This is a genomic window from Pantoea sp. X-Soil-ISGK-259, from assembly GCF_059730705.1.
Window position 1 is genome coordinate 75,650 of the sequence record NZ_AP035987.1, and the last position, 20,068, is coordinate 95,717.

A 20,068-nucleotide genomic window follows, 5' to 3' on the forward strand; every position below is an offset into this window, starting at 1 on the left:
GGTGTAGGGCAGAGAGCATTATTGTTGTGTCTTTCGGGGTTTCCTGACCTTTAGCCAGGGGATAGCAATTTTTTTCGAGGTCCGGAGCGTGTCAAAGGTGACGCCGAACAGGATGATCAGCCCGATAACCAGCGGCTGCCAGTAGGCGCTGACGTTCAGCACGTTCATCAGGTTCGATATGGCGGCAATCAGCATGGCGCCAATCATCGCGCCGATGATACTCCCTGTGCCGCCAAACAGGCTGACACCCCCGACGACGGCCCCCGCAATGGAGAAGAACAGTTCATCGCCGCGGCCTGCTGTCGGATATCCGGTCATCAGACGCGATCCGTATATCAGCCCGCCACAGGCGGCGCAGAGTCCGGAAATTGCATAAACCAGCAGTGTGATGCGCGGAATGCTGATGCCGGATAAACGTGCTGCATCCGCATTGCCGCCAACTGCATAGATATGGGTGCCGGTGATGGTTCGCCGTAGAAAAATGACGCCAATCACGATGGCCAGCAGCAGCGCAATGACCGGGAACGGTATCCCCAGGGGTTTTGACTGGCCGATAAGGCTGTAACCGATTTGCGTCACGCGGATAGATTCGGCACCGGTAATGATCTGCGGAATGGAGGCCGCCACGCCCATCATTGCAAAGGTCACAATAAAGGGGGGCACACCGGTGCGTTCGATGATGAGGCCGTTAATCAGGCCGCTCAGGGCACCCACCGCCAGAACCATAGGCACTGCGAGCGGCCAGGGAATACCAAATTTTTCCATCAGCAATGCTGCAACCACGCAGGTCATGGCCACGATTGAGCCACAGGAGAGGTCGATACCGCCCGTCAGCAGTACGAAAGACTGCCCCAGGCACAGAAACCCAATCACCGCGCCGTTGAGCAGCAGAACCATCATATTTGAAACGGTCAGAAAGTTTGGCGTGGCGATGAAACCACCCAGCATCACCAGCAGAAAAACCACCGCGATACCCGCTTCAGCAGGTACTCTGAGAGGCTGTTTTGGGGGCTTGATTTTGGCAGGGGTCGTGACAGAACTCATTGCAGCTCTCCTGATAATTCATTGACATAGTTAACGTAAGCGTCCAGAACATGGCGCGCATCCTGCCGGGGGTCGGCCACCTTCTCCAGCGGCTGACTCCAGCGATCGGCCATTTCGGCGTTAGTGCTTCCCAGCACCGCCGCGGCAGCCTGAATGGCCGCTCCTGCGGCGGCCGTTTCTCCCACCGGAGACACCCAGACGGGTTTCCCCGTCAGGTCAGCCAGAACCTGACGATAGGCCCGTGACTTCGCCCCACCGCCGGTAAGAACGAGGCGCCCCTCATCACTGAAGCCATGCTTTTTCAGCATCCGGCCGCCGGCCAGCAGGCCGCACAGCACGCCTTCCGTGGCCGCACGGGCCATGTCCTGTCGTGTTGTGGTAGTGCGCAATCCACGCATGTGTCCGGTTGCATCAGGTAAATTGGGTGTTCGCTCGCCGTCGAGCCAGGGAACAAGCTGAAGTCCGTTTGCGCCGGGTGGCGATCCCAGCGCAAGTTCGTCGAACTCATCCGGCGTTACGCACAATAATTTGCGAAACGCATCGGTCACTTTCGCGGCGTTAAGCGTAGTAATCATGGGGATAAAGCGACCCGCCGCATCCGCATAACCATTGATGGTGCCACTGCTGTCGGCTATGCCCGTGGCGGTGATGCCGTATAACGTCCCGCTGGTACCGATTGATATACCGGTATCACCGGGTTTCAGGTTCATGCCCAGCGCAGCGGACATGTTATCGCCGGTTCCGACCCCCACAATGGCACCGGCCAGCGCTTCCAGTCCGCTGATTTTCCTGACCACACCAGCCGGATGGTGTGATGGAATGACAGCAGGCCAGCGTGAAAGCCAGTCGATGTCACCCTGAACTGCGGCCGCCAGCTGCGGCTCCCAGCGGTCTGAGAAAGGATTGAAATAGCCAGTGCCCGAAGCCCCGCCACGTTCACACACAAAACTGCCGCTCAGGCGGTATACCAGATAGTCAAACGGCAGCATGATGCGGCGGCATTTCTGCAGGACGCCGGGATGGTGCTGATGAGTCCAGGCCAGCTTTGAAATGGTCATCGCAGGCCCCGGCACCGATCCGGTGAGACGTGCCCACTCTGCGGGCAAAATTTGCCGGCACAATTCGCGTGCCTGTGGGGCCGATTCCGTATCATTCCAGAGTTTGGCCGGGCGCAGGGGCGTGTCGTACTCATCAAGCATGACGAGGCCATGCCCCTGGCCACCGACAGCGAGTCCTGCAATCCGGGGCCACCACGCTTTCAGTTCGCCCAGCGCGGTAACAAGGGCATCCCACCAGGCTTCCGGGGCCTGCTCGCTGCAGGGTGGTGTCGTCGGAGGGTGCGGCCGACGTGCCAGGGCAATCACTTCGCCATTTTCAAGACTGCGCAGCATGACGGTACACGACTGGGTGGATGAGTCGATGCCTGCAACAAGGTCCCGCTTCATTGAATTACCTCTGAATGATTTCTGAGAAATGGCAGAGCTGAACGAAAGCCTAATCAGACGGAAAGCAACTGAGCAGGGAGAATGCGTGGTCCTGCTTTTTTGCTCATATGATCACTTTGTTTTGCTCGTTTGTTAATGTAGTGACAATACTGATACTAATTCCCCCGTCAATCAGCGAAATATGGGAACGTTACGCAGCTCTCACTTTTGCGTCAGATGGCCTTATCGGATGATCCCCTGGAGCGGGGAAATTCTTTGTCAGGCGGCGCTCTGCCATCTGGCGTTATCAAATTTGTAGGCGTTTTACGCCCTGTCACCAGGTGGACAAGGAAGGCTGTTCTCTCCGTTGTTTTTCATATGACGATTTGCGAAGGGGGTCAGGTAAGGGAATATGCTGACGAAGCGGATAAGATCTGGTGGACCGCGTGGCGCGCCAGAAGCCGTGGCTGGGCCGCGTCCTTTTTCTGCAGTCTCAGGCGGCGCATCGGGGGATTGGCGCGTTCTGCAACATGGACGCCGGACGCTGACCCGGCGTTACTCGCCTGGATATACCCAACTGTCCGGAGGGGGCTCACGATGAGTAATGCGCCTGCTGACAATGGCATGCAGCCGTTAAATATTCAGTGTGCTGAAGCCACCAGTTTCAGGCGCGGACGTGGCTAAATCCTGTAAAGAGAGAGCGAACAGGGCGGATCTTCTGCCGTTCCCTCAGGGCGTCATGTCAAGATAGCGTGAGCTCCAGGCCACGATGCATTCCCCGACATAGTCGGCATCTTTATTGTCCGACAGGAGGTGATCGGCACCGTGCAGGGAAATGAAGCTTTTCGGATGCCGCGCCGATCTGAATATGTGCTCAGCCTGCTCAATCAGAACCGTATCATCTTCCGGCGCGTGAAAGACAAGAAGGGGCTTGTTCATTCTGAAAACTTTCTCCGCTACTTTTTGCTGCTGAATGTCATCAACCAGCTGCTGGCGGATAACGAAGGTTCGGCCGGCAAGCTTGACCGGATAGGCGCCCAGCTTTTCAATGGCGTAAAGATCATCCTCAAACAGCCGTTTTACATGGGAGATTTCTCCGGGCGATCCAATCGTAACGACGGCCCTTGCTTCCGGAATATCGCCCGCAACGGACAGGATGGCTGATCCTCCGAGACTGTGGCCAATAAGAAGAGACGGCGCCTGAAAGTTATCCCGGAGGTGTGCAGCCGCCGACCGGAGGTCTGCAACATTCGAGCTGAAATTGGTATTTGAAAAGTCTCCGTCGCTGCCGCCCAGCCCGGTAAAATCAAACCGGAGAACCGCGATGCCATGCTGCGTCAGTATCCTGGCAATTCGGGATGCCGCTTTCAGATCTTTGCCACAAGTAAAACAGTGTGCGAACAGGGCAAACGCCCGGACGTTGTCAGGCATTTCAAGGAGGGCAGCAAGTTTTTTCCCCTCGTCATTCTCAAACAGAAACTTTTCTCTTTTCATGGGTTATTCCCTTCACTTTCTGATGTAACCATGGGACGAGCCCGCCTGAAGATCGGTGTTGCTTCGCCTATCCGCTCTTTTAGTGAACGTGCTGCCCGGCTACGGTGGCGGTACTGACTCACGGCCTGCGGGACTTTTCAGCGCTACCGATCAGGCCAATGCCGCCCAGAATAATGACGGTAGACACGACGATGTGCAGGTCGAGAGTTTCCTCCATAAACAGGACGCCGCCCAGCACGGCCAGACAGGGCACGCTCAGCTGAACAGCGGAAGCCATCGTGGAGGAAAGGCGGGGCAGGAGCGAATACCAGAGTACGTAGGCAAGGGCGGAAGTGATGGCACCGGAAGTGATCGCCAGCAGAACACCGGCGCTGTCCGCGTGCACATCATGCCGGTTCAGCAGCATGAACAGGGCAGCCAGGGGGGCTGCCATCAAAAAATTGCCGGCGGTGGCCGCGGTTGCATGTCTGACTTTTTTACCGGTAATAAAGTAAGCCGCCCATGCCGCACCGGATATCGCCATCAGCAGTGCCGCGGAGGGTGATGGCGCTGCGGCTGATGGAAGAAGTAAAATGCCTATTCCCGCAACAGCCATTGCCACCCCTGTTGCTTTCAGCACCGTCATTTTCTCACCCTTATACAGCCCCCACGCCGACATAATCAGCTGAACCGTGCCGAATAAAAGCAGGGCCCCTGTTCCGGTGTCTATCGCGACGTAATCGCCTCCGTAAATCGCGCGGCTGCGCATGGAAAAAAATGTGCCCTTATTGAGAAGGGGCCCATCGGCGGAACCTGCGTAAACGTGGGATGTGTGCCAAAAAAAGTGATGTGGTATGCCGCACAGGTAGCAGAAACCATCCGCACTTACAGTTCCGGCTATGGCTTCAGCGTGTCGGGGTGTGAATTTGACTGGGCTACGCTGGTGAAAAACCGCAGTGAGTACATTGAGCGCATTCACGGTTCCTATGATGCGGTGCTCAGCAGGAACGCGGTTGAAGTCATTCAGGGAACAGCCCGCTTTATCGGCCCCCGCAGTATTGAGGTCAATGGCGAAACGCTGACGGCCGATCATATTCTTATCGCCACCGGCGGGCACCCCGTTCGTCCTTCTGTATCCGGCGCAGAGCTGGGAATTGATTCGGATGGTTTCTTTGAACTGAGCGCACAGCCCCGTAGGGCAGCCGTCATCGGCGCGGGTTATATTGCCGTTGAGCTCGCGGGCGTGCTGCATTCTCTCGGTACGGAAACACATCTTCTGGTTCGCGGTGATAAACCTCTGCGCCATTTTGATCCTCTGCTCGGGGATACCCTGGCTGCCATGATGGATGAATCAGGGCTCCGCCTCCACCGTCAGGCCGTTACCACGTCACTGTCAGCAGAGCCGGATGGTTCTGTGGCGGTGGTCACGGCTTCAGGAGAAAAAATTGTAGTAGATGTCGTGATCTGGGCAACCGGCCGCAAACCCAATACATCCGGCTTAAACATTCAGGCAGCAGGGGTGGCGCTCAGTGACGAAGGTTACGTCACTGTGGATAAATATCAGAACACCTCCGCGGAAGGCATCTATGCCGTTGGTGATATTACCGGTCAGCTTGAACTCACGCCGGTTGCCGTTGCCGCCGGTCGTCGCCTGGCTGAGCGCCTGTTCAACAACAGGCCGGATGAGCATCTGGATTACCAGAATGTCCCCACTGTCGTATTCAGCCACCCACCTGTCGGCACTGTCGGTCTTACTGAACCCCAGGCCCGTGAAAAATTCGGCGACCAGAACGTTAAAATTTACAGTGCGTCATTTACCGCGATGTTCACTGCAGTAACGTCCCACCGTCAGGCGACAAAGATGAAACTGGTGTGCGCCGGGCCCGATGAGAAGGTTGTGGGTATTCACGGCATCGGAGAAGGTATGGACGAAATCCTTCAGGGCTTTGCTGTGGCACTCAAAATGGGCGCGACCAAACGAGATCTGGACAATACCGTGGCAATTCATCCCACCGCTGCCGAAGAGTTCGTCACGATGAAAGGCTGAAAAGCCTGAGCGGAAGAACCGGCCGGCATTATCAGACTTAAGGAGCGATAGGCCCGGCGCATGGGCACAGCGAGCGATATTGCCTCTGCCCAAATCTGAAATCAGATTCCCGCGTACCGGCAGCACCACTGCAAAAATGCTGCTCGTCCGACAGCCCTTAAATACTTTTTTATATCAAACAGTGGGATGAAAAATGAATACATTCAAGGCAATGCAGATTACCGAGCCAGGCAGAATGGAACTGGTAGAGCGCCCAGTGCCGGTGCCTGGTTATGGCGAGGTTCTTCTGAAGGTCGAAGCCTGTGGCATCTGCGGGGCGGATTCCGGCGCAGTTGAGGGGCTTGAAAAGAATACGACTTATCCGCGCATTCCAGGCCATGAAGTGGTGGGGCGCATACTCTCTCTGGGGCAGGGCGTTCCCTCGTACCTTTCTGTAGGGCAGCGGGTCGGTGTAGGGCGCCTGGGGGGATACTGCGGCGAATGCGAGCAGTGCCGGCAGGGTCAGTTTGTGCTTTGCACTGATCAGCCTGTCACCGGCAGCTCCTGCGATGGCGGCTATGCGGAAATAATGCTGGCGCGTGCCACGGGGCTGGTTCTCATTCCCGACGATCTGCTCTCTGCAGAGGCGGCTCCGCTGCTCTGTGCAGGGATTGCCACTTTCAACGCGCTGACCAAATCAGGCGCCCGGCCGGGTGATACAGTCGTTATTCAGGGTATCGGTGGTCTGGGGCATCTGGCCATACAGTATGCACAAAAAATGGGCTACAAAGTTATCGCGGTAGGACGCGGAAGTGATATCAGGCAGGATGCCCTTAACCTGGGGGCTCATCAGTACATTGATACGCTACAGTCAGACCCCGTTGCAGAAATTAAAAAGGCTGGCGGCGCGCAGGTTATCCTGACGACTATTACTAACAGCGAGGCCGCTTCCGGGCTGGTGAAAGCACTCGCACCACAGGGTAAATTTATGGTTGTGGGTGCCGGCAGCTCCCCGCTTTTGATCATGCCCGGAGCAATGGTCGGAAACGAGTTAAGGCTGGAGGGCTCTCTTACCGGCACACCTTACGAAACAGAACGTGCCCTTAAATTCAGTCTGCTGACCAGCGTACGTGCACAGATTGAAACGGCACCGCTGGCTGAGGCTGAAAGTGCTTATCAGCGCATGCGTTCGGGGGACGTGAAGTTTCGCATGGTGCTGAGAATGGATCTTTAACGTTTACGAAGACTGTCTCAGTCTGGCCGAACCAGCCCGGGCAGGCAACAGGGCTGGGCGGCTCAGTGCCCGCGTGATGAGTCAGGGGGCCGGCAGGTTCTTCCGCCCGGTTTTCCGTCATGCCAGCGGTCCGCTATCTGACTGCCAGCTGAAAGGAGCAGCCTGCACCTCATTCAGACAGACGTCCGCGTGCCCTGTATCCGCTTTATCAGCTGCCCCTCAGATAAACAGTGGGCATTCATGATGACCGCAAACGGATTACGCTGGAAATGAAGAAAAAAGATCGACCAGTCTGAAAACAGCCCCCTTCATCGAAGCCGTGAAATATAGCAAACATATTTCTCATAATACCGTAACTGACTGAATGGTTACAGCCACAGTAATCATCAATATTAATGGTCACAGTTAGCGGGAACTGACGCGTGAAATTGTCATAAAAACAGCATTGTCAGGCCACATGGCCTGATATAAATTGTGTCCATCCTGATCAAGAAATATGACATATATGCATCTATATGAAACGATTGCGGATGACATCGCGCGCTCAATCCTGCGCGGACAACTGACGCCCGGTACACGTATTCCGTCCGTCAGACATTATGCGGGACAATATGAGGTCAGTGTTAACTCGGTCAAAACCGCTTACCGGCTTCTGGAGGATCGCGGGCTGATCTCCGCACGACCTCAATCCGGCTATTATGTCCGCGACAGCCTGCCTGAACTCTGCCACCTGCAGGAAAGTTCGGTGAACAGCAGAGAAAGCGCGGTGCCTTTATCCGGTCTGAACCGGCTGCTATCCGTTATTCTGGAAAATCAGCTGCGCGGGGATTGTATTGATCTTGCGCTTGCGTGCCCGTCTGGCGATAGGTTTTATCCTGCCGGCCGGCTGAAAAAAATCACAGCCCAGCTGCTGCGCTCAGCATCCGGGTTCAGCACAACTTACGCCATGCCGCCCGGCTCCCCCCGCCTGCGCTCACAGATTGCCCGACGCGGTCTGCACACCGGCATGATCCTCTCTCCCGATGACGTAATCATCACTCACGGCACCATGGAGGCCATTAGCCTGGCCGTCCGGGCGTCAACCCTTCCCGGTGATACCGTTGCCGTTGAATCACCTACTTTTTACAACCTGTACCCTATGCTGGAGGATCTTGGCCGTCGTATTGTGAATCTGCCTACCCATCCTCAGAGCGGAATGTGCCTGGATACCCTTGAATCTCTTGCAGAGCAGCGAAAAATCTCCGCGGTGATTACGATACCCAGTGGCCACAATCCACTTGGCTTTGTCATGCCTTCAGAAAATCGTCAGCGCCTGGCCCGCATGGCTGAAACCCGGCAGTTCGCCGTAATAGAGGATGTCATGTATGCCGAACTGCAGTTTGGCGATACCTGCATACCCAACATTCGTGCCTTTGATCGTGATGGCTGGGTGATGGTGTGTGCAAGCTATACCAAAACGGTTGCGCCAGACTTTCGCATTGGCTGGCTGGACGCCGGACGCTTTCGCGATGTCGCCAGGCAGATGAAGTTTACCTCCACTGTCGCTGAGTCCGGATTATTGAGTGAAAGCCTGGGGATATTCCTTGAGAACGGCGGATATGACCTGCACCTGCGCCACCTCAGGCGATTATATGAACGACAGATTGATGCTGTAAGAGCCTGTATTGCAGATTATTTTCCAGCAGGCACTCGTGTCAGCCGCCCGCAGGCAGGCTTTATTTTATGGATTGAGCTGCCGGAAGGTGCCGACACGCTGGCTCTATTTCATGCCGCCCTGGATGAAAAAATACTATGTATGCCAGGCCTTCTGTGCTCCGGAAGCCGGGCATTCAATCACTGTTTCCGTATGGCGGCGTGTTTTGAACTGACGGACAGGCACCGCATGGCCATATCGCGGTTGGGTGCCCTGGCCGCTCATCAGCTGAACGAAATGAAGTAAACAGAAAACCAGAAGGCCCGCCGGTATCAGGCTTTTCAGATTGCCTGGCCCGCATGGCTCAACTAATCCATTACGGAAAAATAATATGAACAGCATAACGAGAAGCGATTCCTTCCTGCAGGGTGTTAAGGATGCGTCTCCTTTGCTCATGGCAATTGCGCCTTACGCAATTATTCTGGGGGCTCAGGCTTCCCGATCGGGCCTGACCCTGCCCGAAACAGGCTTCATGACGGCGCTGAATTTTGCTGGAGGATCGGAATTTGCCGCTATACAGCTCTGGCACGAGCCCTTGCCGGTACTGACCATTATTCTGCTGACGTTCCTGATTAACAGTCGCCACATCATAATGGGGGCAGCCCTGACGCCCTATATCAAGCATCTTCCCCGTCGTCAGATATTACCTGCCTTATTTTTTATGGCCGATGAGGGCTGGGCGGTCACCTATGCGAAAATGCTAAAAAACGCTGCCACTTTACCGCCTGAGCAGTCGTTTACCATGGCTTATTACCTGGGGGCCAGCTTTCCGTTTTATCCCGTCTGGGTTGGATTTTCAGTCACGGGTTTTCTTGCGGGCCCCGTGCTTGGAAACATTGAGCAGTACGGTTTTGCTATTGCTTTTCCTGCCACCTTTATCGTCCTCCTGCGTAGCATGTGGAAAGGCCTGGACGCAGCCATCCCCTGGCTTATCAGCCTGACGGTGGCCGCAGTCTGTTATCGTCTGGTACCTGGCCATACCTATGTGCTGGCAGGGACGTTCAGCGGCATATTTTCAGCATGGGTACGGGGAGTGAAAGTAAAATGACACTGGCTGCATGCATGACAATTCTGGGTATGGCAGTGGTCACCTATCTGACGCGCATCCTGGGTTATCTTATATTGAGGAACCGTAGCCTGAGTCCCGGCACGCGCAGCGTGCTGGAAAGTGCGCCGGGATGCGTGATGATTTCTGCTATTGCTCCTTATTTTGCTTCCGGAAATCCGGCACAAATCATTGCATTGATCGTTGCGGCAGGCTGTGCCATCAGGCTGTCGATGTTACCAACACTGATTATTTCCGTCGCGACGCTGGGCATTCTTCAGCTAATAATATCCTGAATTTCCTGGCCCTCTCACTACCGGTTTCAAATGATGAATCTGCGGACTATTCTACGCCGCGGGCGGTGGAAATCAGCGTTGGCGTGACGAAGATCCTGAAGGAAGCGGAGCGACTGATGATGTCTGAAGTGACCTTCGTACAGGCAAAAAGTACGCAGTCATTCTCGGGCCGTATGGCAGATTTGCTGGGCCTGATGCTGCTACCTGATTTGTTGTCTATCGTGACAGGTCAGCCCCGGGTATTAAATTAATATTGAGCACACACCTGTCGATAAAACAATTCCTGCCCTGGAAGACGTCGACCTGGATTGTATAGTCAGCTCTCAACTCCGTCACACGTCTGGAATTGTCAGCGACCCCGTTATCACCGACAGGATCAACTGTATAATGCGCCAGAACCATCCGCTATCTGATGCACCGCTGACACTGTCTGAGTTTCTTAGCGCCAGTCATCTGCACGTTGCAACGAGTTCTGCGGATGTTCGCTTTGTGGACAATATACTGTCAGGTCAGCGTTTCAGCCGAAAGATTGCCGTCACGACACCGCACTGGCTGACGCTGCCTTTTGTATTAGTGAAAACCGACCTCATCTCGGTAGTGTCAGAAAAGATGGCATCCACACCTCTTTTTTCCGGGCTTCAGAGGATAGAACTACGCTTTGAAGCCCAGCCTGTTAGCTGGAACCTCTACTGGCATAAGCGTGACGAGAACAATGCGGCACACCTGTGGCTGAGGGAGCAGATATACAGGGTTTGCAGGGTAATCTGACTTTTTAAGGTAATTACAGGCCATTAAGGCTAATCCAGTTTGAAATCATCTGAGCCAGTTCCCTGGGTTTCTCAAGCGGTATCATGTGCCCGCTGCCTTCAATGATTTCTGCCGGACACCGGAAAAGCTCAGAAATTTCAGCCGCCTCACTGAGGCTTCTGAGCCTGTCTTCTCCGGCTGCAATAATCAGCACCGGACAGGTCAGTTCCCTGACGGTTATTCCTCCGCGTTTCAGCAGGGACTGGGCTCTGAATACTTCCGGGCCAAGGCGTTTTCCCATTTCGCGAATACGCCCCAGCAGAGCTGTATCATCATGAAATTTCGGATGAAGCGAATGCCTGATAGCGGCAGGACTTATCCCCCTGAACTCACCCGAAAGCACAGCAGCATCCAGCCGTTCTCGTTGCCGGTATGAGTCTTCACGCAGTGAAGTGGCAATAAGGATCAGGCCAGCAACTTTTTCCGGAGCCGTTTCGGCTATAGCGCGGGCAACATATCCTCCCAGCGAGAACCCTGCCAGTACAAAACGCTCAGGAAGCGACGCGACGATTACTGCAGCCATCCCGGCAATACTTTCTTCCTGACCAAGGCTGACGCGGCAGAACGTCTGACCGGGCGGATAAACGTCGATGAAGTCATCCCACAAAGTTTCATCAAGCATGAACCCGGGGATCAGTACGAGAGGTGTCATATCCTGAACCATTCCTCATTTTTTATGTCCGGAATGCCATCCTGCTGATGGCATAAGGTTTCGTCAAGGTTGGCAGCCCGGGATACTCAGCATTATTCAGCAACTGAATAAGCGCCTATAAATTATCGATTTGAACTCTCTTTCTGATTCTTACACAGTCGTTTTTTTGATGCTCTGCAGAATAATACATGAACCTTTCTGGCACGCTGAAGCCCATACCTGCTGAGCAGGAGAAACTGGATCCCCGGCAGCGCCTGATTTCCGGATTTTCTGAGATAATGCATATTGTGTGCATCCGCTTGCAGAAAACGATCGCATGATAGCGAGTATTTATGATGACTGCGTGCGTCATGGGAATCCTGACCGTGTACTGATTTATGCCTCAACATCAAAAATGACTCTCCCTGGTGCCGGCGTTGCATTTATAGGGGCGTCTGGCACCAATAAGACATGGTGGCTCAGGCATGCATCCGTCTGGAGTGTCGGTCCTGATAAGGTCAACCAGCTTCGGCAGGCCCGTTTTCTTAAGAGCCCAGGGAATATACGGGCTCTGATGGAACAGCATCGTCAGGTTCTCAGGCCCAGGTTTGAACTTGTTGATGCCATTTTTTCTTCGGTTTTAGGCTGCCAGCAGCACGTATCATGGTCCCGTCCTGAAGGGGAATATTTTGTCAGCCTGCATGTACTTCCCGGCACTGCCAGTCGCATCGTCCAGCTAGCCGCTGTGGCAGGTGTGCGATTTGCCAGACCGGGCTCGTGTTATCCCTATGGGCGTGACGATTACGATGCCCAGCTCCGGCTAGCCCCCTCCTGGCCCGAAAAAGAGACGCTCAGACTCGCACTTACGGTAATTGCCATCTGCATTGCTAAAGCGACTGCAGAGAAGTTTTTATGACACAGGTTGACGACCTCCTTTAAAAATAAAAGTTACTCATAAGAACGTCCTGAATTTCCTTATTCTCGTTATTTGAATCTCAACTGTTTCTATAGTCACTTTTATGAGAGCAAAATTGCCAGTGTCCGCCTTTCGCTATTAGCGGACATTGGCTTGGCGTTAGTTCGGTTTAAACCAGGAATGGACGTTGCTAACATCGGGATGTACTAATCTGTAGGTATCAGGTCACGAACCTATTTCGACATGCTGGGACGACGACGTACCGACGTGCCTCAGCGATTCTCAACCGGCTCCACACCCATAAAGGAGTAGCATTTATGGCTGCGTAGCACGACAAGCATATGCATTCCCAGCTGAGGACCGACAGACTTAATTGATGTCATAAGAATTTTAAAGATCAGACTTCCTGGCTCCCTCCTTAATCTTTCCGTTGCAAGGGCGTCGTCCTGACAAGAAATCGGGCAAATTTTAAATTGTAGTTACTTGAGTACAGGTTGCATATTGCTCTTTAACTGATGGGAGTTAATAACATGCATTCAATCAATTTTACCGATGCCCGTAAACATTTCGCAGATACGATGAAGCGGGTCACCGACGACGCTGAGCCTGTGCGCATTTTGCGCCGCGAGGCACCTGATGTTGTGATAGTTGATGCGGAAGAGTATGAAGCACTGATAGAAACGGTGTATCTCTTTAGCAACCCGGCGAACGCTGCGCATATTAATGAGTCAATGAAACAGGCGGAGCGCGGCGAGTTTGTTAAAGTGTAATATTAAGTTCACTACAGATTGCGCCGACGATCTCAATGACTGTCGCGATACGAAGAAGCCCCAAATCGGCAGTAGCCGGACGCTGAACAGAATCGCCACAAACGCATAATTTTTTATTTTTTTGATTCCAGAGCAATTCTCACTGCCAATCCTGCAAGCACAGTACCCATTATCCAGCGTTGCGCTTTAAGCCATGCAGGTCGGCTTGAAAGAAATTTGGCTAAAGTTCCTGCCATCATCACAATAGTAGCATTGACTACCATGCTGATAGAAATCTGTATGCTTCCGAGTTCCAGAGACTGAGTCAGTACACTCCCGTGCGCTGGCTGGATAAATTGTGGCAATAAAGATAAATACATAATGGCAACTTTAGGATTTAATACATTAGTAATGAAACCCATGATAAAGAGTTTCTTTGAGGAATCTATGGGTAAATTTGTAACAGCGAAAGTAGACCTGCCTCCAGGTTTAACTGATTGCCAGGCCAGATATAAAAGATAAGCAACTCCGGAAAAACGAAGTAGATCATATGCATAAGGAATGGCAAACAGGAAAGCTGTTATTCCTAATGCCGCACAGAGTATATATAAAACAAACGCAAAAGCGATACCACCTAAAGATATCAGCCCGGCTTGTCTTCCCTGGCATACAGACCGAGAGATCAGATAAATCATGTTTGGGCCAAGAGTTAACACCATTGCAAGTGCAATCAAACCAAAAGCTATAAAATGAGTATGATCAGGCATGTTTCATCTCCAGGTGTGGAAAATCATTTAACTAAATAGTCATCATTACAGGCTGCTGATACAATAGGATTTATATAATACAGGCACAGCGGTATGCCATGATTAAACATTTAAAAAATAAATTTTTTCACTTATTAACGCTGGCTTTAAGTGATTTTAGAGAAGTGGCTAATGATTGTTTTTATCACGATTAACTATGCAGGTAAAGTACATTTTCATTATAACAGGAGATGTAATACCAACTCCCCGAGAAAGTGATAGTAGTTAATTTTGCTAATCATTAGTCTTAGTTAACGAGCGGGATAATTATTCTTCACAAACCTCATTAAAACATAAAATACATATTGAAAACCATCCTGATTGAATGTAGGTCTTATTTGGAAAATTATTCTCAAGCGCCCGGTTGTTTTTTTACAAGGGTAAAAGTTCTTAAAAATAAATCCCACGATATTTTTTTGCATTCATTTAGTTTTTGTTTATTCTAAATTAAAGTCAGAATTATGCTTTTATAATGAATTTTTCGTGACAGTTAAAAACTAAAGTGGATATATATAAGAAAGTGAGAAGATTCATTGTTGACCTGCTCCCCGTTGATTTATATACACCGGTTTTAGTAACGTCTTCATAAGTGACTCTGACCCCGTATATGATCCATTCATAATCGGGAATAACCGGCTTCATTATGGCTGCATATTCTGGCAACCAGCAGATTTTTGGGCAAATTCGGAGGGGGCATACAGCCCACTGCAGAATGGGGACGTCTCTTGTTAAAGAGTATGCGCCAGGACTCGATCTTGTGCAGTGCATCCTCCAGAGACATGAGCCAGTTATCATTCAGGCATTCCTGACGCAACCAGCCGTTGAAGGACTCGACTGTAGCGTTGTCCGAGGGTGCTCCCGGGCGTGAAAGTCGATCCTTCTCCCACTTTCGTACACCCATCTGTCCAGCATTTTTCCTGAAATTCAGAACCACTATCGGTTTTTAGCTACTGCGGCAAAGGACGCCTGAGCGTTATGCTGTTCAGCATTTCTGCCACTTCTGTTGAACGCAGATTCTGCCCGACGCAGATCCCAGGCATTCGTCGGTGTAAAGGTCGATAACCTTTAGCAGGCGCAGTCGTCGCCTGTCAAACAGCACGTCCGAGACAAATTCCATGCCCCAGACGTGATTCGAATACAGCCCCTGAGGCTGAGGCTGAGGCTGTGGCTGCCGGCGCTGCGCGGATTTATTGCGCCGTGGACGTTTGAGGCGCAGTAACAGCGCCTGCTCGCTGAAAAGCCGGTAGATCCGTTTGTGGTTATTGCGACAGCCTTCCCGCCTGAGCATCACGTATACCCGGCGATATCCATAGTGAATTCGCGTTTCGGTTATCTCATTCTGATGTAAGACAGCTAGCCACTGACATTCAGACGGCCAAAGAGCATACGCTGCGTGAACCCGGTTAACGATTAAAGCTGATGCATCCTGCGGATATGAATCAGTCAAATTTTGCTGCTGTAGAAGGGCTGTCTGCGGCCAGGGTTACCTGTGCGTTTCAGGCGTCCTCAACGCCTGAGGAGGTCACCTCAGTCTTTCCATCAGTAAGCGAACTCTCTATCAGCGATCACAACGCTCTGCCTGATGTCACTGAGAGAGCCCCGGCAAGAGGTATCAACGCAGAGAAATTAGCAGGTAAGTTTCGTGAGCGCATTAAAAGTGAGGCATATGGCGACAGGACGGACCCCGCCTTTAAGACAAAAATAATCAGTTATTTTTGCGCTGAAAGCGCAGCGCCCAAAAAAGATCGTTTAGCAAAAAAGTCTTAACTGAATAACATCTTTCCTTACTGCCTGCAATTTTCGTGATTTGGGGCGGGTCAAAGCAACTCTCATCGGATGCGAAGCACGTCATGCATCCTGGACGAAGGGGCTTTTTAGTCAGATTAATGCGACGGCACGCGGTGAAGCGGAGTAAAGCTTGCAGCTGGCATGGATCGCCGTATGCATGAAAACCTGACCAGATAAAATTAAGAATAGCCGGTGTTAACAAAGTCGAAGATGATCTGAGACCACCGGCTGGTTAGCGTTTATCATAAATGCTGTAACCGTTTACCTACGATAGGTAGACAGAAAATCCCTTATTCGTGTGGCCGCCTCCACACACTCTGCAACAGGTGCAACTAATGCCATTCGAATCCAGCCTGCGCCCGGATTGATGCCGTCAACCTCCCGGGAAAGATATGAGCCTGGGATGACTGTAACATTTGTATGACTAAAGAGTTGCCGGCAAAAGTCGGTATCGTCACCAGGGACTTCGGCCCAAAGATAAAAGCCTCCGTCAGGCTTCTTCACCTTAAGAACAGGGGTCAGAATTTCAAGAACCGCATCAAACTTTTCCCGATAAAGAGAACGGTTGTCGCGAACATGTGCCTCATCCCGCCAGGCCGTGGCGCTTGCGAGCTGGCTATGCACCGGCATTGCGCAGCCATGATATGTGCGATAGAGCAAAAATGATTTGAGAATCTCTGCATCACCAGCCACAAATCCAGACCGAAGGCCTGGCAGGTTCGATCGTTTTGAAAGACTGTGGAAAACAACACAGCGCTTAAAATCGATACGGCCCATCTCTGCGCATGCGGTCAGTAAACCCGGAGGGGGCGACAACTCGTCAAAGTACAATTCGCTGTAACATTCATCGGCTGCAATAATAAAATCGTATTTATCCGCAAGGCTAATGAGTGATTTTAGCGTTTCAAGAGGGATAAGTGCACCGGTAGGATTGCCTGGGGAACACAGGAATACAATTTGACAACGTGTCCAGATATCCGCTGAAACAGCCTCAAAGTCAGGAATGAAACCGTTACTCTCAAGGCATGGCAGGTAATGCGGAGCCGCCCCCGCCAGGATCGCAGCACCTTCATATATCTGATAGAAAGGGTTTGGGCTGACCACCAAACCTTCGACATTAGGTTCAACAACTGCCTGGGTAAAGGCAAATAATGCTTCTCGTGTTCCGTTTACCGGTAGAACATGACGACTGGCATCAAGCCATCCCTTTGGGACGCCAAACCTCCTTTCACACCAGTTTATGATTGCCTCGCGCAATTCAGGGATACCCAGAGTTGCGGGATACACCGACATTTTATCGAGACTGGAAATAAGCATTTGTTTGACCATTTCCGGGGCCGAATGTTTAGGCTCTCCGATCGACAGTGATATAGGCGTTAGATTTTTATCAGGTTGAATTCCAGCAAGTAAGGCTCGAAGTTTTTCAAACGGGTAGGGGTGAAGTTGTTTCAGCGCAGGGTTCATATCGGTCAACACTCCAGCATTTCTGAGTTGAGAGAAATATCGTGACGCAAGCCGCAAATCCTTATCAAAGACCACTCTGTATCATGATCGTTCTACTTATCTGATTTGTCTGAATGGGTCTTGATAATTATGAAGTCTCTTCTTTTGCTTGAGCGCGGCACGGTATAAATTTTGCTCAGATCTTATAAACTGAATATAAACAGAATAGATTTAGAGTGCCTTCATGCTTTATAAATTGATATATGTTCTTGTAATATAATAATATATATTTTTTGCAATACTTTTCTATTCAGGCATGTAAACTGAAAATCCGTCCTTAATCGTGGTGTTTTTTCGGCGATTCTCTACTCAACAACCCAAAATCGAGCATTATGCTATTTACATTCTGCAATCAAATATTCTGCTCTGCCTCCAGTATTAGATAGTGTAAGTATCCCGCATAATCGTGCCATTCACATTTAAAGACCTTCCGGCATACTCATTTCGCCAGCGAAGGAGATCGCTATGCGTAAAGCCCGTTTTACTGAGCATCAGATCATCACGGTAATGAAGTCGGTTGAAGCCGCACGAACAGTGAAAGACGTCTGCCGGGAGGCCGGGATCTCTGAAGCGACATACTATAACTGGAAGTCTAAATAGGGTGGCATGGAAGCATCTGATATTAAAAGATAAAAGATCCTGAGGACGAGAACCGACGGCTTAAGCAGCTGTTTGCCGACCTCAGTCTTGAAAATCGGGCACAGAAAGACGTTATCGAAAAAAAGCTCTGAAGCCAGCCTTTAAGCGTGAGCGGGTGATGCATCTGATAACGACATTCGGACGGAGTACCCGTCAGGCCTGCAGGACTCTGAACCTGAGCAGAACGGTTTACTACTACCGTCCTGACAGCACGCTGACGATCCCGTTATTTCGCGTTGCAGACGGCGGCTGAAAGATATCCACGATACGGCTTCCCGAAGCTTTTTCAGGTTCTGAAGCGGCAGGGATATCAGTGGAACCATAAGCGGATCCACCGCATTTACTGCCTGCTGAAACTGAATTTTCGTCGCAAAGGCAAAAATCGTCTGCCGGTACGTAGCCCATCGCCGCTGACCACACCTGAAGCGCTGAACCAGAGCTGGTCTGTTGACTGCCGCAACAATAAAAAAGCCAGATCCCCATGGAGACCTGGCTGACAGCAGCAAAGAGAGGATTAACGCACCTGAATCTGCACAGGCTTACCGTGCTGATCGGCGGTGCCTTTTACAATCACCAGATAACGTCGTTCATCTGCATGATGGCTATTCACCACCTGACGAATCGGACCGACGGCATTAACGATCGCTGCACCGGCCGGGTTGGTCATAAATTGTGCCAGTGGCTCCAGCTCACCTTTTCCTTCAGCATCAGACGACAGCGCCAGCAGATAGGCCTGCTTCGGTTCCAGCCCGGTTGCAGATGCCTGCAACACCTGGGTCAACCCCTGATCGAACAGGGTCAGCGTGGTTGCAGGCTGCGCCCCTTGCGCAGCATTTACCTCTTTCAGTGTCAGGTGTGCTGCCTTACCTGCCAGGCCCAACGGCACAAGGTTCTGCTTACCATCGCCCTGCGGCACGGCATTGGGCACATAGACCACCGCCTGCGGTGCCTGACCAATTGGAATGGTCGCGATCACTTTATTGCTCAGGGTATCAATCGCCGTCAGGGCGTCAGCGTTTTCCAGACCGACATAAACACGACTTCCGTCACCCGATGGCCAGACGCCGTGTGGCAGATTGCCTACCGGAATGGTTGCGACCTGACGGAAATCATCGGTACGGTAAACGTTTACTTTGTTCAGGCCACCAATAGTGACGTAAGCAAAGGTGCCTTTAGCGTTATGCACGATATTGACGTGGTTAGTAATCGGACCGCTGTCGATGGTTTTCAGCAGTGTAAACGGTGGGCGCGCATCGAACACCTGCACTTTACCGACATCTTTGAGCGTGAACCAGACCTGCCGGCCATCAGGCGTGGCGGCTATATTGGGACAGAACGGACTGACCTGTTTAATGCTGCCGATAATTTTATGCGCTTTTGCGTCCACCACCACGGTTTCGGGGTTGAAGGAGGAGCAAACGTAACCGTATTGACCGTCCGGTGAGAAAATCTGCATGCCCGGACCGCCAGGCACGGTAATACGCGTTTTCTCTTCCCCGCTGTTGCCATCCAGTACCGCAATATAATTTTCACCGCGTACGGTGACCCAGATTTCTTTGCCATCGGGAGTAAAGAACGCTTCATGCGGTGCTCGACCCACATAAGTCACATGCTTCACTGCGTTGGTCGCGGTATCAATCAGGCTGACAGAGTTGGAACCAATTGAAACAACAGCAAGGGTTTTGCCATCTGGCGAAAAACCTAGTCCATGTACCAGCACCTGGCCTTTATAAAGTGGACTAAGGTTGGCCGGTTGCGCATCACCCAGTTTAATCACCCCGAGCAGGGTATTGCTGGCGGGGTCGGTAACAGAAACGGTGTTGGAGAACTGCTCTGCTGCGTAAACGCGGTCATGATGACTCACGCTGATGTCCGCTGCAGAGGCAGCATAAGGCGCTTGTCCCGCCCAGGTGAACGACGACGCCAGCGCCACTGTTGCCGCAAGGATTGAGCATACAAATGGTCTTGTCATGGTGTATCCCTTTTTACTGTCG

General features: G+C 51.9%; 19 protein-coding genes and 3 pseudogenes. 11 read left to right on the forward strand and 11 right to left on the reverse strand.

Annotated features, from left to right (window positions below; translation table 11 throughout):
• Nucleotides 1–18: 18 nt before the first annotated feature.
• The 4 genes from AC6I77_RS19540 to AC6I77_RS19555 all read right to left on the reverse strand — a co-directional run bounded on the left by AC6I77_RS19540 (nt 19) and on the right by AC6I77_RS19555 (nt 4,710).
• The gene (locus AC6I77_RS19540; protein ID WP_008924533.1) at nt 19–1,044 is read right to left on the reverse strand and encodes an ABC transporter permease; all 1,026 of its coding nucleotides are present in this window, start codon (nt 1,042–1,044) and stop codon (nt 19–21) included.
• Nucleotides 1,041–2,489, reverse strand: a complete 1,449-nt coding sequence (gene xylB, locus AC6I77_RS19545) for a xylulokinase (RefSeq protein ID WP_039661671.1) — start codon at nt 2,487–2,489, stop codon at nt 1,041–1,043. The genes AC6I77_RS19540 and xylB overlap by 4 nt, the downstream gene beginning before the upstream one ends.
• Nucleotides 2,490–3,197: 708 nt before the next feature.
• Nucleotides 3,198–3,962: an alpha/beta hydrolase family protein gene (locus AC6I77_RS19550; RefSeq protein ID WP_337028635.1), complete on the reverse strand. Its 765-nt coding sequence runs from the start codon at nt 3,960–3,962 to the stop codon at nt 3,198–3,200.
• Nucleotides 3,963–4,080: 118 nt separating this feature from the next.
• Complete coding sequence (locus AC6I77_RS19555) at nt 4,081–4,710, reverse strand: EamA family transporter (RefSeq protein WP_497817237.1); 630 nt, start codon at nt 4,708–4,710, stop codon at nt 4,081–4,083.
• On the opposite strand from AC6I77_RS19555, the gene gorA reads away from it, so the two are divergent.
• The 7 genes from gorA (at nt 4,681) to AC6I77_RS19590 (ending at nt 11,003) form a co-directional block, all read left to right on the forward strand.
• Nucleotides 4,681–5,988, forward strand: a complete 1,308-nt coding sequence (gorA, locus tag AC6I77_RS19560; RefSeq protein ID WP_497817342.1) for a glutathione-disulfide reductase — start codon at nt 4,681–4,683, stop codon at nt 5,986–5,988. The two genes, AC6I77_RS19555 and gorA, sit on opposite strands and share 30 nt — an antisense overlap.
• A gap of 193 nt (nt 5,989–6,181) precedes the next feature.
• Nucleotides 6,182–7,201 carry an alcohol dehydrogenase gene (locus AC6I77_RS19565; RefSeq protein WP_192377938.1) on the forward strand — a complete coding sequence of 340 codons (1,020 nt, stop codon included), beginning with the start codon at nt 6,182–6,184 and terminating at the stop codon, nt 7,199–7,201.
• A gap of 505 nt (nt 7,202–7,706) precedes the next feature.
• Nucleotides 7,707–9,140, forward strand: a complete 1,434-nt coding sequence (locus tag AC6I77_RS19570; protein WP_140034027.1) for an aminotransferase-like domain-containing protein — start codon at nt 7,707–7,709, stop codon at nt 9,138–9,140.
• Between the two features lie 85 nt (nt 9,141–9,225).
• Entirely contained in the window at nt 9,226–9,942 is a 717-nt protein-coding gene (locus tag AC6I77_RS19575; protein WP_008924539.1) for an AzlC family ABC transporter permease, read from the forward strand.
• Between the two features lie 29 nt (nt 9,943–9,971).
• Complete coding sequence (locus AC6I77_RS19580; RefSeq protein ID WP_223296434.1) at nt 9,972–10,235, forward strand: AzlD family protein; 264 nt, start codon at nt 9,972–9,974, stop codon at nt 10,233–10,235.
• 83 nt (nt 10,236–10,318) lie between these two features.
• A complete protein-coding gene (locus AC6I77_RS19585) occupies nt 10,319–10,486 on the forward strand; it encodes a hypothetical protein (RefSeq protein ID WP_181162235.1) in 168 nt (55 codons plus the stop codon).
• A gap of 1 nt (nt 10,487) precedes the next feature.
• A complete protein-coding gene (locus AC6I77_RS19590; protein WP_497817343.1) occupies nt 10,488–11,003 on the forward strand; it encodes a LysR substrate-binding domain-containing protein in 516 nt (171 codons plus the stop codon).
• Nucleotides 11,004–11,016: 13 nt separating this feature from the next.
• Here the strand turns inward: AC6I77_RS19590 and AC6I77_RS19595 are convergent, their stop codons facing one another.
• Nucleotides 11,017–11,706, reverse strand: a complete 690-nt coding sequence (locus AC6I77_RS19595) for an alpha/beta fold hydrolase (protein ID WP_497817238.1) — start codon at nt 11,704–11,706, stop codon at nt 11,017–11,019.
• A 274-nt stretch (nt 11,707–11,980) separates the two neighbouring features.
• Between AC6I77_RS19595 and AC6I77_RS19600 the strand changes: the two are divergent.
• Nucleotides 11,981–12,589: pseudogene (locus tag AC6I77_RS19600) on the forward strand (PLP-dependent aminotransferase family protein); the annotation flags it as partial.
• A 275-nt stretch (nt 12,590–12,864) separates the two neighbouring features.
• Here the strand turns inward: AC6I77_RS19600 and AC6I77_RS19605 are convergent.
• Nucleotides 12,865–12,975: pseudogene (locus tag AC6I77_RS19605) on the reverse strand (IS110 family RNA-guided transposase); the annotation flags it as partial.
• Between the two features lie 144 nt (nt 12,976–13,119).
• Between AC6I77_RS19605 and AC6I77_RS19610 the strand changes: the two are divergent.
• A complete protein-coding gene (locus AC6I77_RS19610) occupies nt 13,120–13,359 on the forward strand; it encodes a type II toxin-antitoxin system Phd/YefM family antitoxin (RefSeq protein WP_140034024.1) in 240 nt (79 codons plus the stop codon).
• Between the two features lie 113 nt (nt 13,360–13,472).
• On the opposite strand, the gene AC6I77_RS19615 is transcribed toward AC6I77_RS19610, so the two are convergent.
• The 3 genes from AC6I77_RS19615 to AC6I77_RS19625 form a co-directional block, all read right to left on the reverse strand.
• Nucleotides 13,473–14,105: a LysE family translocator gene (locus AC6I77_RS19615; protein WP_497817239.1), complete on the reverse strand. Its 633-nt coding sequence runs from the start codon at nt 14,103–14,105 to the stop codon at nt 13,473–13,475.
• A gap of 655 nt (nt 14,106–14,760) precedes the next feature.
• The gene (locus AC6I77_RS19620; protein WP_085980543.1) at nt 14,761–15,045 is read right to left on the reverse strand and encodes an integrase core domain-containing protein; all 285 of its coding nucleotides are present in this window, start codon (nt 15,043–15,045) and stop codon (nt 14,761–14,763) included.
• 81 nt (nt 15,046–15,126) lie between these two features.
• Nucleotides 15,127–15,591, reverse strand: coding sequence for an IS3 family transposase (locus tag AC6I77_RS19625; RefSeq protein ID WP_419721755.1), 465 nt, complete (start codon nt 15,589–15,591; stop codon nt 15,127–15,129).
• On the opposite strand from AC6I77_RS19625, the gene AC6I77_RS19630 reads away from it, so the two are divergent.
• A complete protein-coding gene (locus AC6I77_RS19630; RefSeq protein ID WP_219848848.1) occupies nt 15,579–15,911 on the forward strand; it encodes a hypothetical protein in 333 nt (110 codons plus the stop codon). The genes AC6I77_RS19625 and AC6I77_RS19630 overlap by 13 nt on opposite strands.
• 282 nt (nt 15,912–16,193) lie before the next feature.
• Here AC6I77_RS19630 and dapC read toward each other — a convergent pair whose 3' ends face one another.
• Nucleotides 16,194–17,396: a succinyldiaminopimelate transaminase gene (dapC, locus tag AC6I77_RS19635; RefSeq protein WP_039661630.1), complete on the reverse strand. Its 1,203-nt coding sequence runs from the start codon at nt 17,394–17,396 to the stop codon at nt 16,194–16,196.
• 504 nt (nt 17,397–17,900) lie between these two features.
• Between dapC and AC6I77_RS19640 the strand changes: the two are divergent.
• Nucleotides 17,901–18,526, forward strand: a pseudogene (locus AC6I77_RS19640) (transposase); the annotation flags it as partial.
• 62 nt (nt 18,527–18,588) lie between these two features.
• Here the strand turns inward: AC6I77_RS19640 and AC6I77_RS19645 are convergent.
• Nucleotides 18,589–20,046, reverse strand: coding sequence for a YncE family protein (locus tag AC6I77_RS19645; RefSeq protein ID WP_337028633.1), 1,458 nt, complete (start codon nt 20,044–20,046; stop codon nt 18,589–18,591).
• Between the last annotated feature and the right edge of the window lie 22 nt (nt 20,047–20,068).

Coding starts and splice junctions, on each gene's coding strand:
- AC6I77_RS19540 (WP_008924533.1), bottom strand. CDS start 1,044: ATGAGTTCTGTCACGACCCCTGCCAAAATCAAGCCCCCAAAACAGCCT.
- xylB (WP_039661671.1), bottom strand. CDS start 2,489: ATGAAGCGGGACCTTGTTGCAGGCATCGACTCATCCACCCAGTCGTGT.
- AC6I77_RS19550 (WP_337028635.1), bottom strand. CDS start 3,962: ATGAAAAGAGAAAAGTTTCTGTTTGAGAATGACGAGGGGAAAAAACTT.
- AC6I77_RS19555 (WP_497817237.1), bottom strand. CDS start 4,710: ATGCGCAGCCGCGCGATTTACGGAGGCGATTACGTCGCGATAGACACC.
- AC6I77_RS19565 (WP_192377938.1), top strand. CDS start 6,182: ATGAATACATTCAAGGCAATGCAGATTACCGAGCCAGGCAGAATGGAA.
- AC6I77_RS19570 (WP_140034027.1), top strand. CDS start 7,707: ATGCATCTATATGAAACGATTGCGGATGACATCGCGCGCTCAATCCTG.
- AC6I77_RS19575 (WP_008924539.1), top strand. CDS start 9,226: ATGAACAGCATAACGAGAAGCGATTCCTTCCTGCAGGGTGTTAAGGAT.
- AC6I77_RS19580 (WP_223296434.1), top strand. CDS start 9,972: ATGGCAGTGGTCACCTATCTGACGCGCATCCTGGGTTATCTTATATTG.
- AC6I77_RS19595 (WP_497817238.1), bottom strand. CDS start 11,706: ATGGTTCAGGATATGACACCTCTCGTACTGATCCCCGGGTTCATGCTT.
- AC6I77_RS19610 (WP_140034024.1), top strand. CDS start 13,120: ATGCATTCAATCAATTTTACCGATGCCCGTAAACATTTCGCAGATACG.
- AC6I77_RS19615 (WP_497817239.1), bottom strand. CDS start 14,105: ATGCCTGATCATACTCATTTTATAGCTTTTGGTTTGATTGCACTTGCA.
- AC6I77_RS19620 (WP_085980543.1), bottom strand. CDS start 15,045: ATGGGTGTACGAAAGTGGGAGAAGGATCGACTTTCACGCCCGGGAGCA.
- AC6I77_RS19630 (WP_219848848.1), top strand. CDS start 15,579: ATGAATCAGTCAAATTTTGCTGCTGTAGAAGGGCTGTCTGCGGCCAGG.
- dapC (WP_039661630.1), bottom strand. CDS start 17,396: ATGAACCCTGCGCTGAAACAACTTCACCCCTACCCGTTTGAAAAACTT.
- AC6I77_RS19645 (WP_337028633.1), bottom strand. CDS start 20,046: ATGACAAGACCATTTGTATGCTCAATCCTTGCGGCAACAGTGGCGCTG.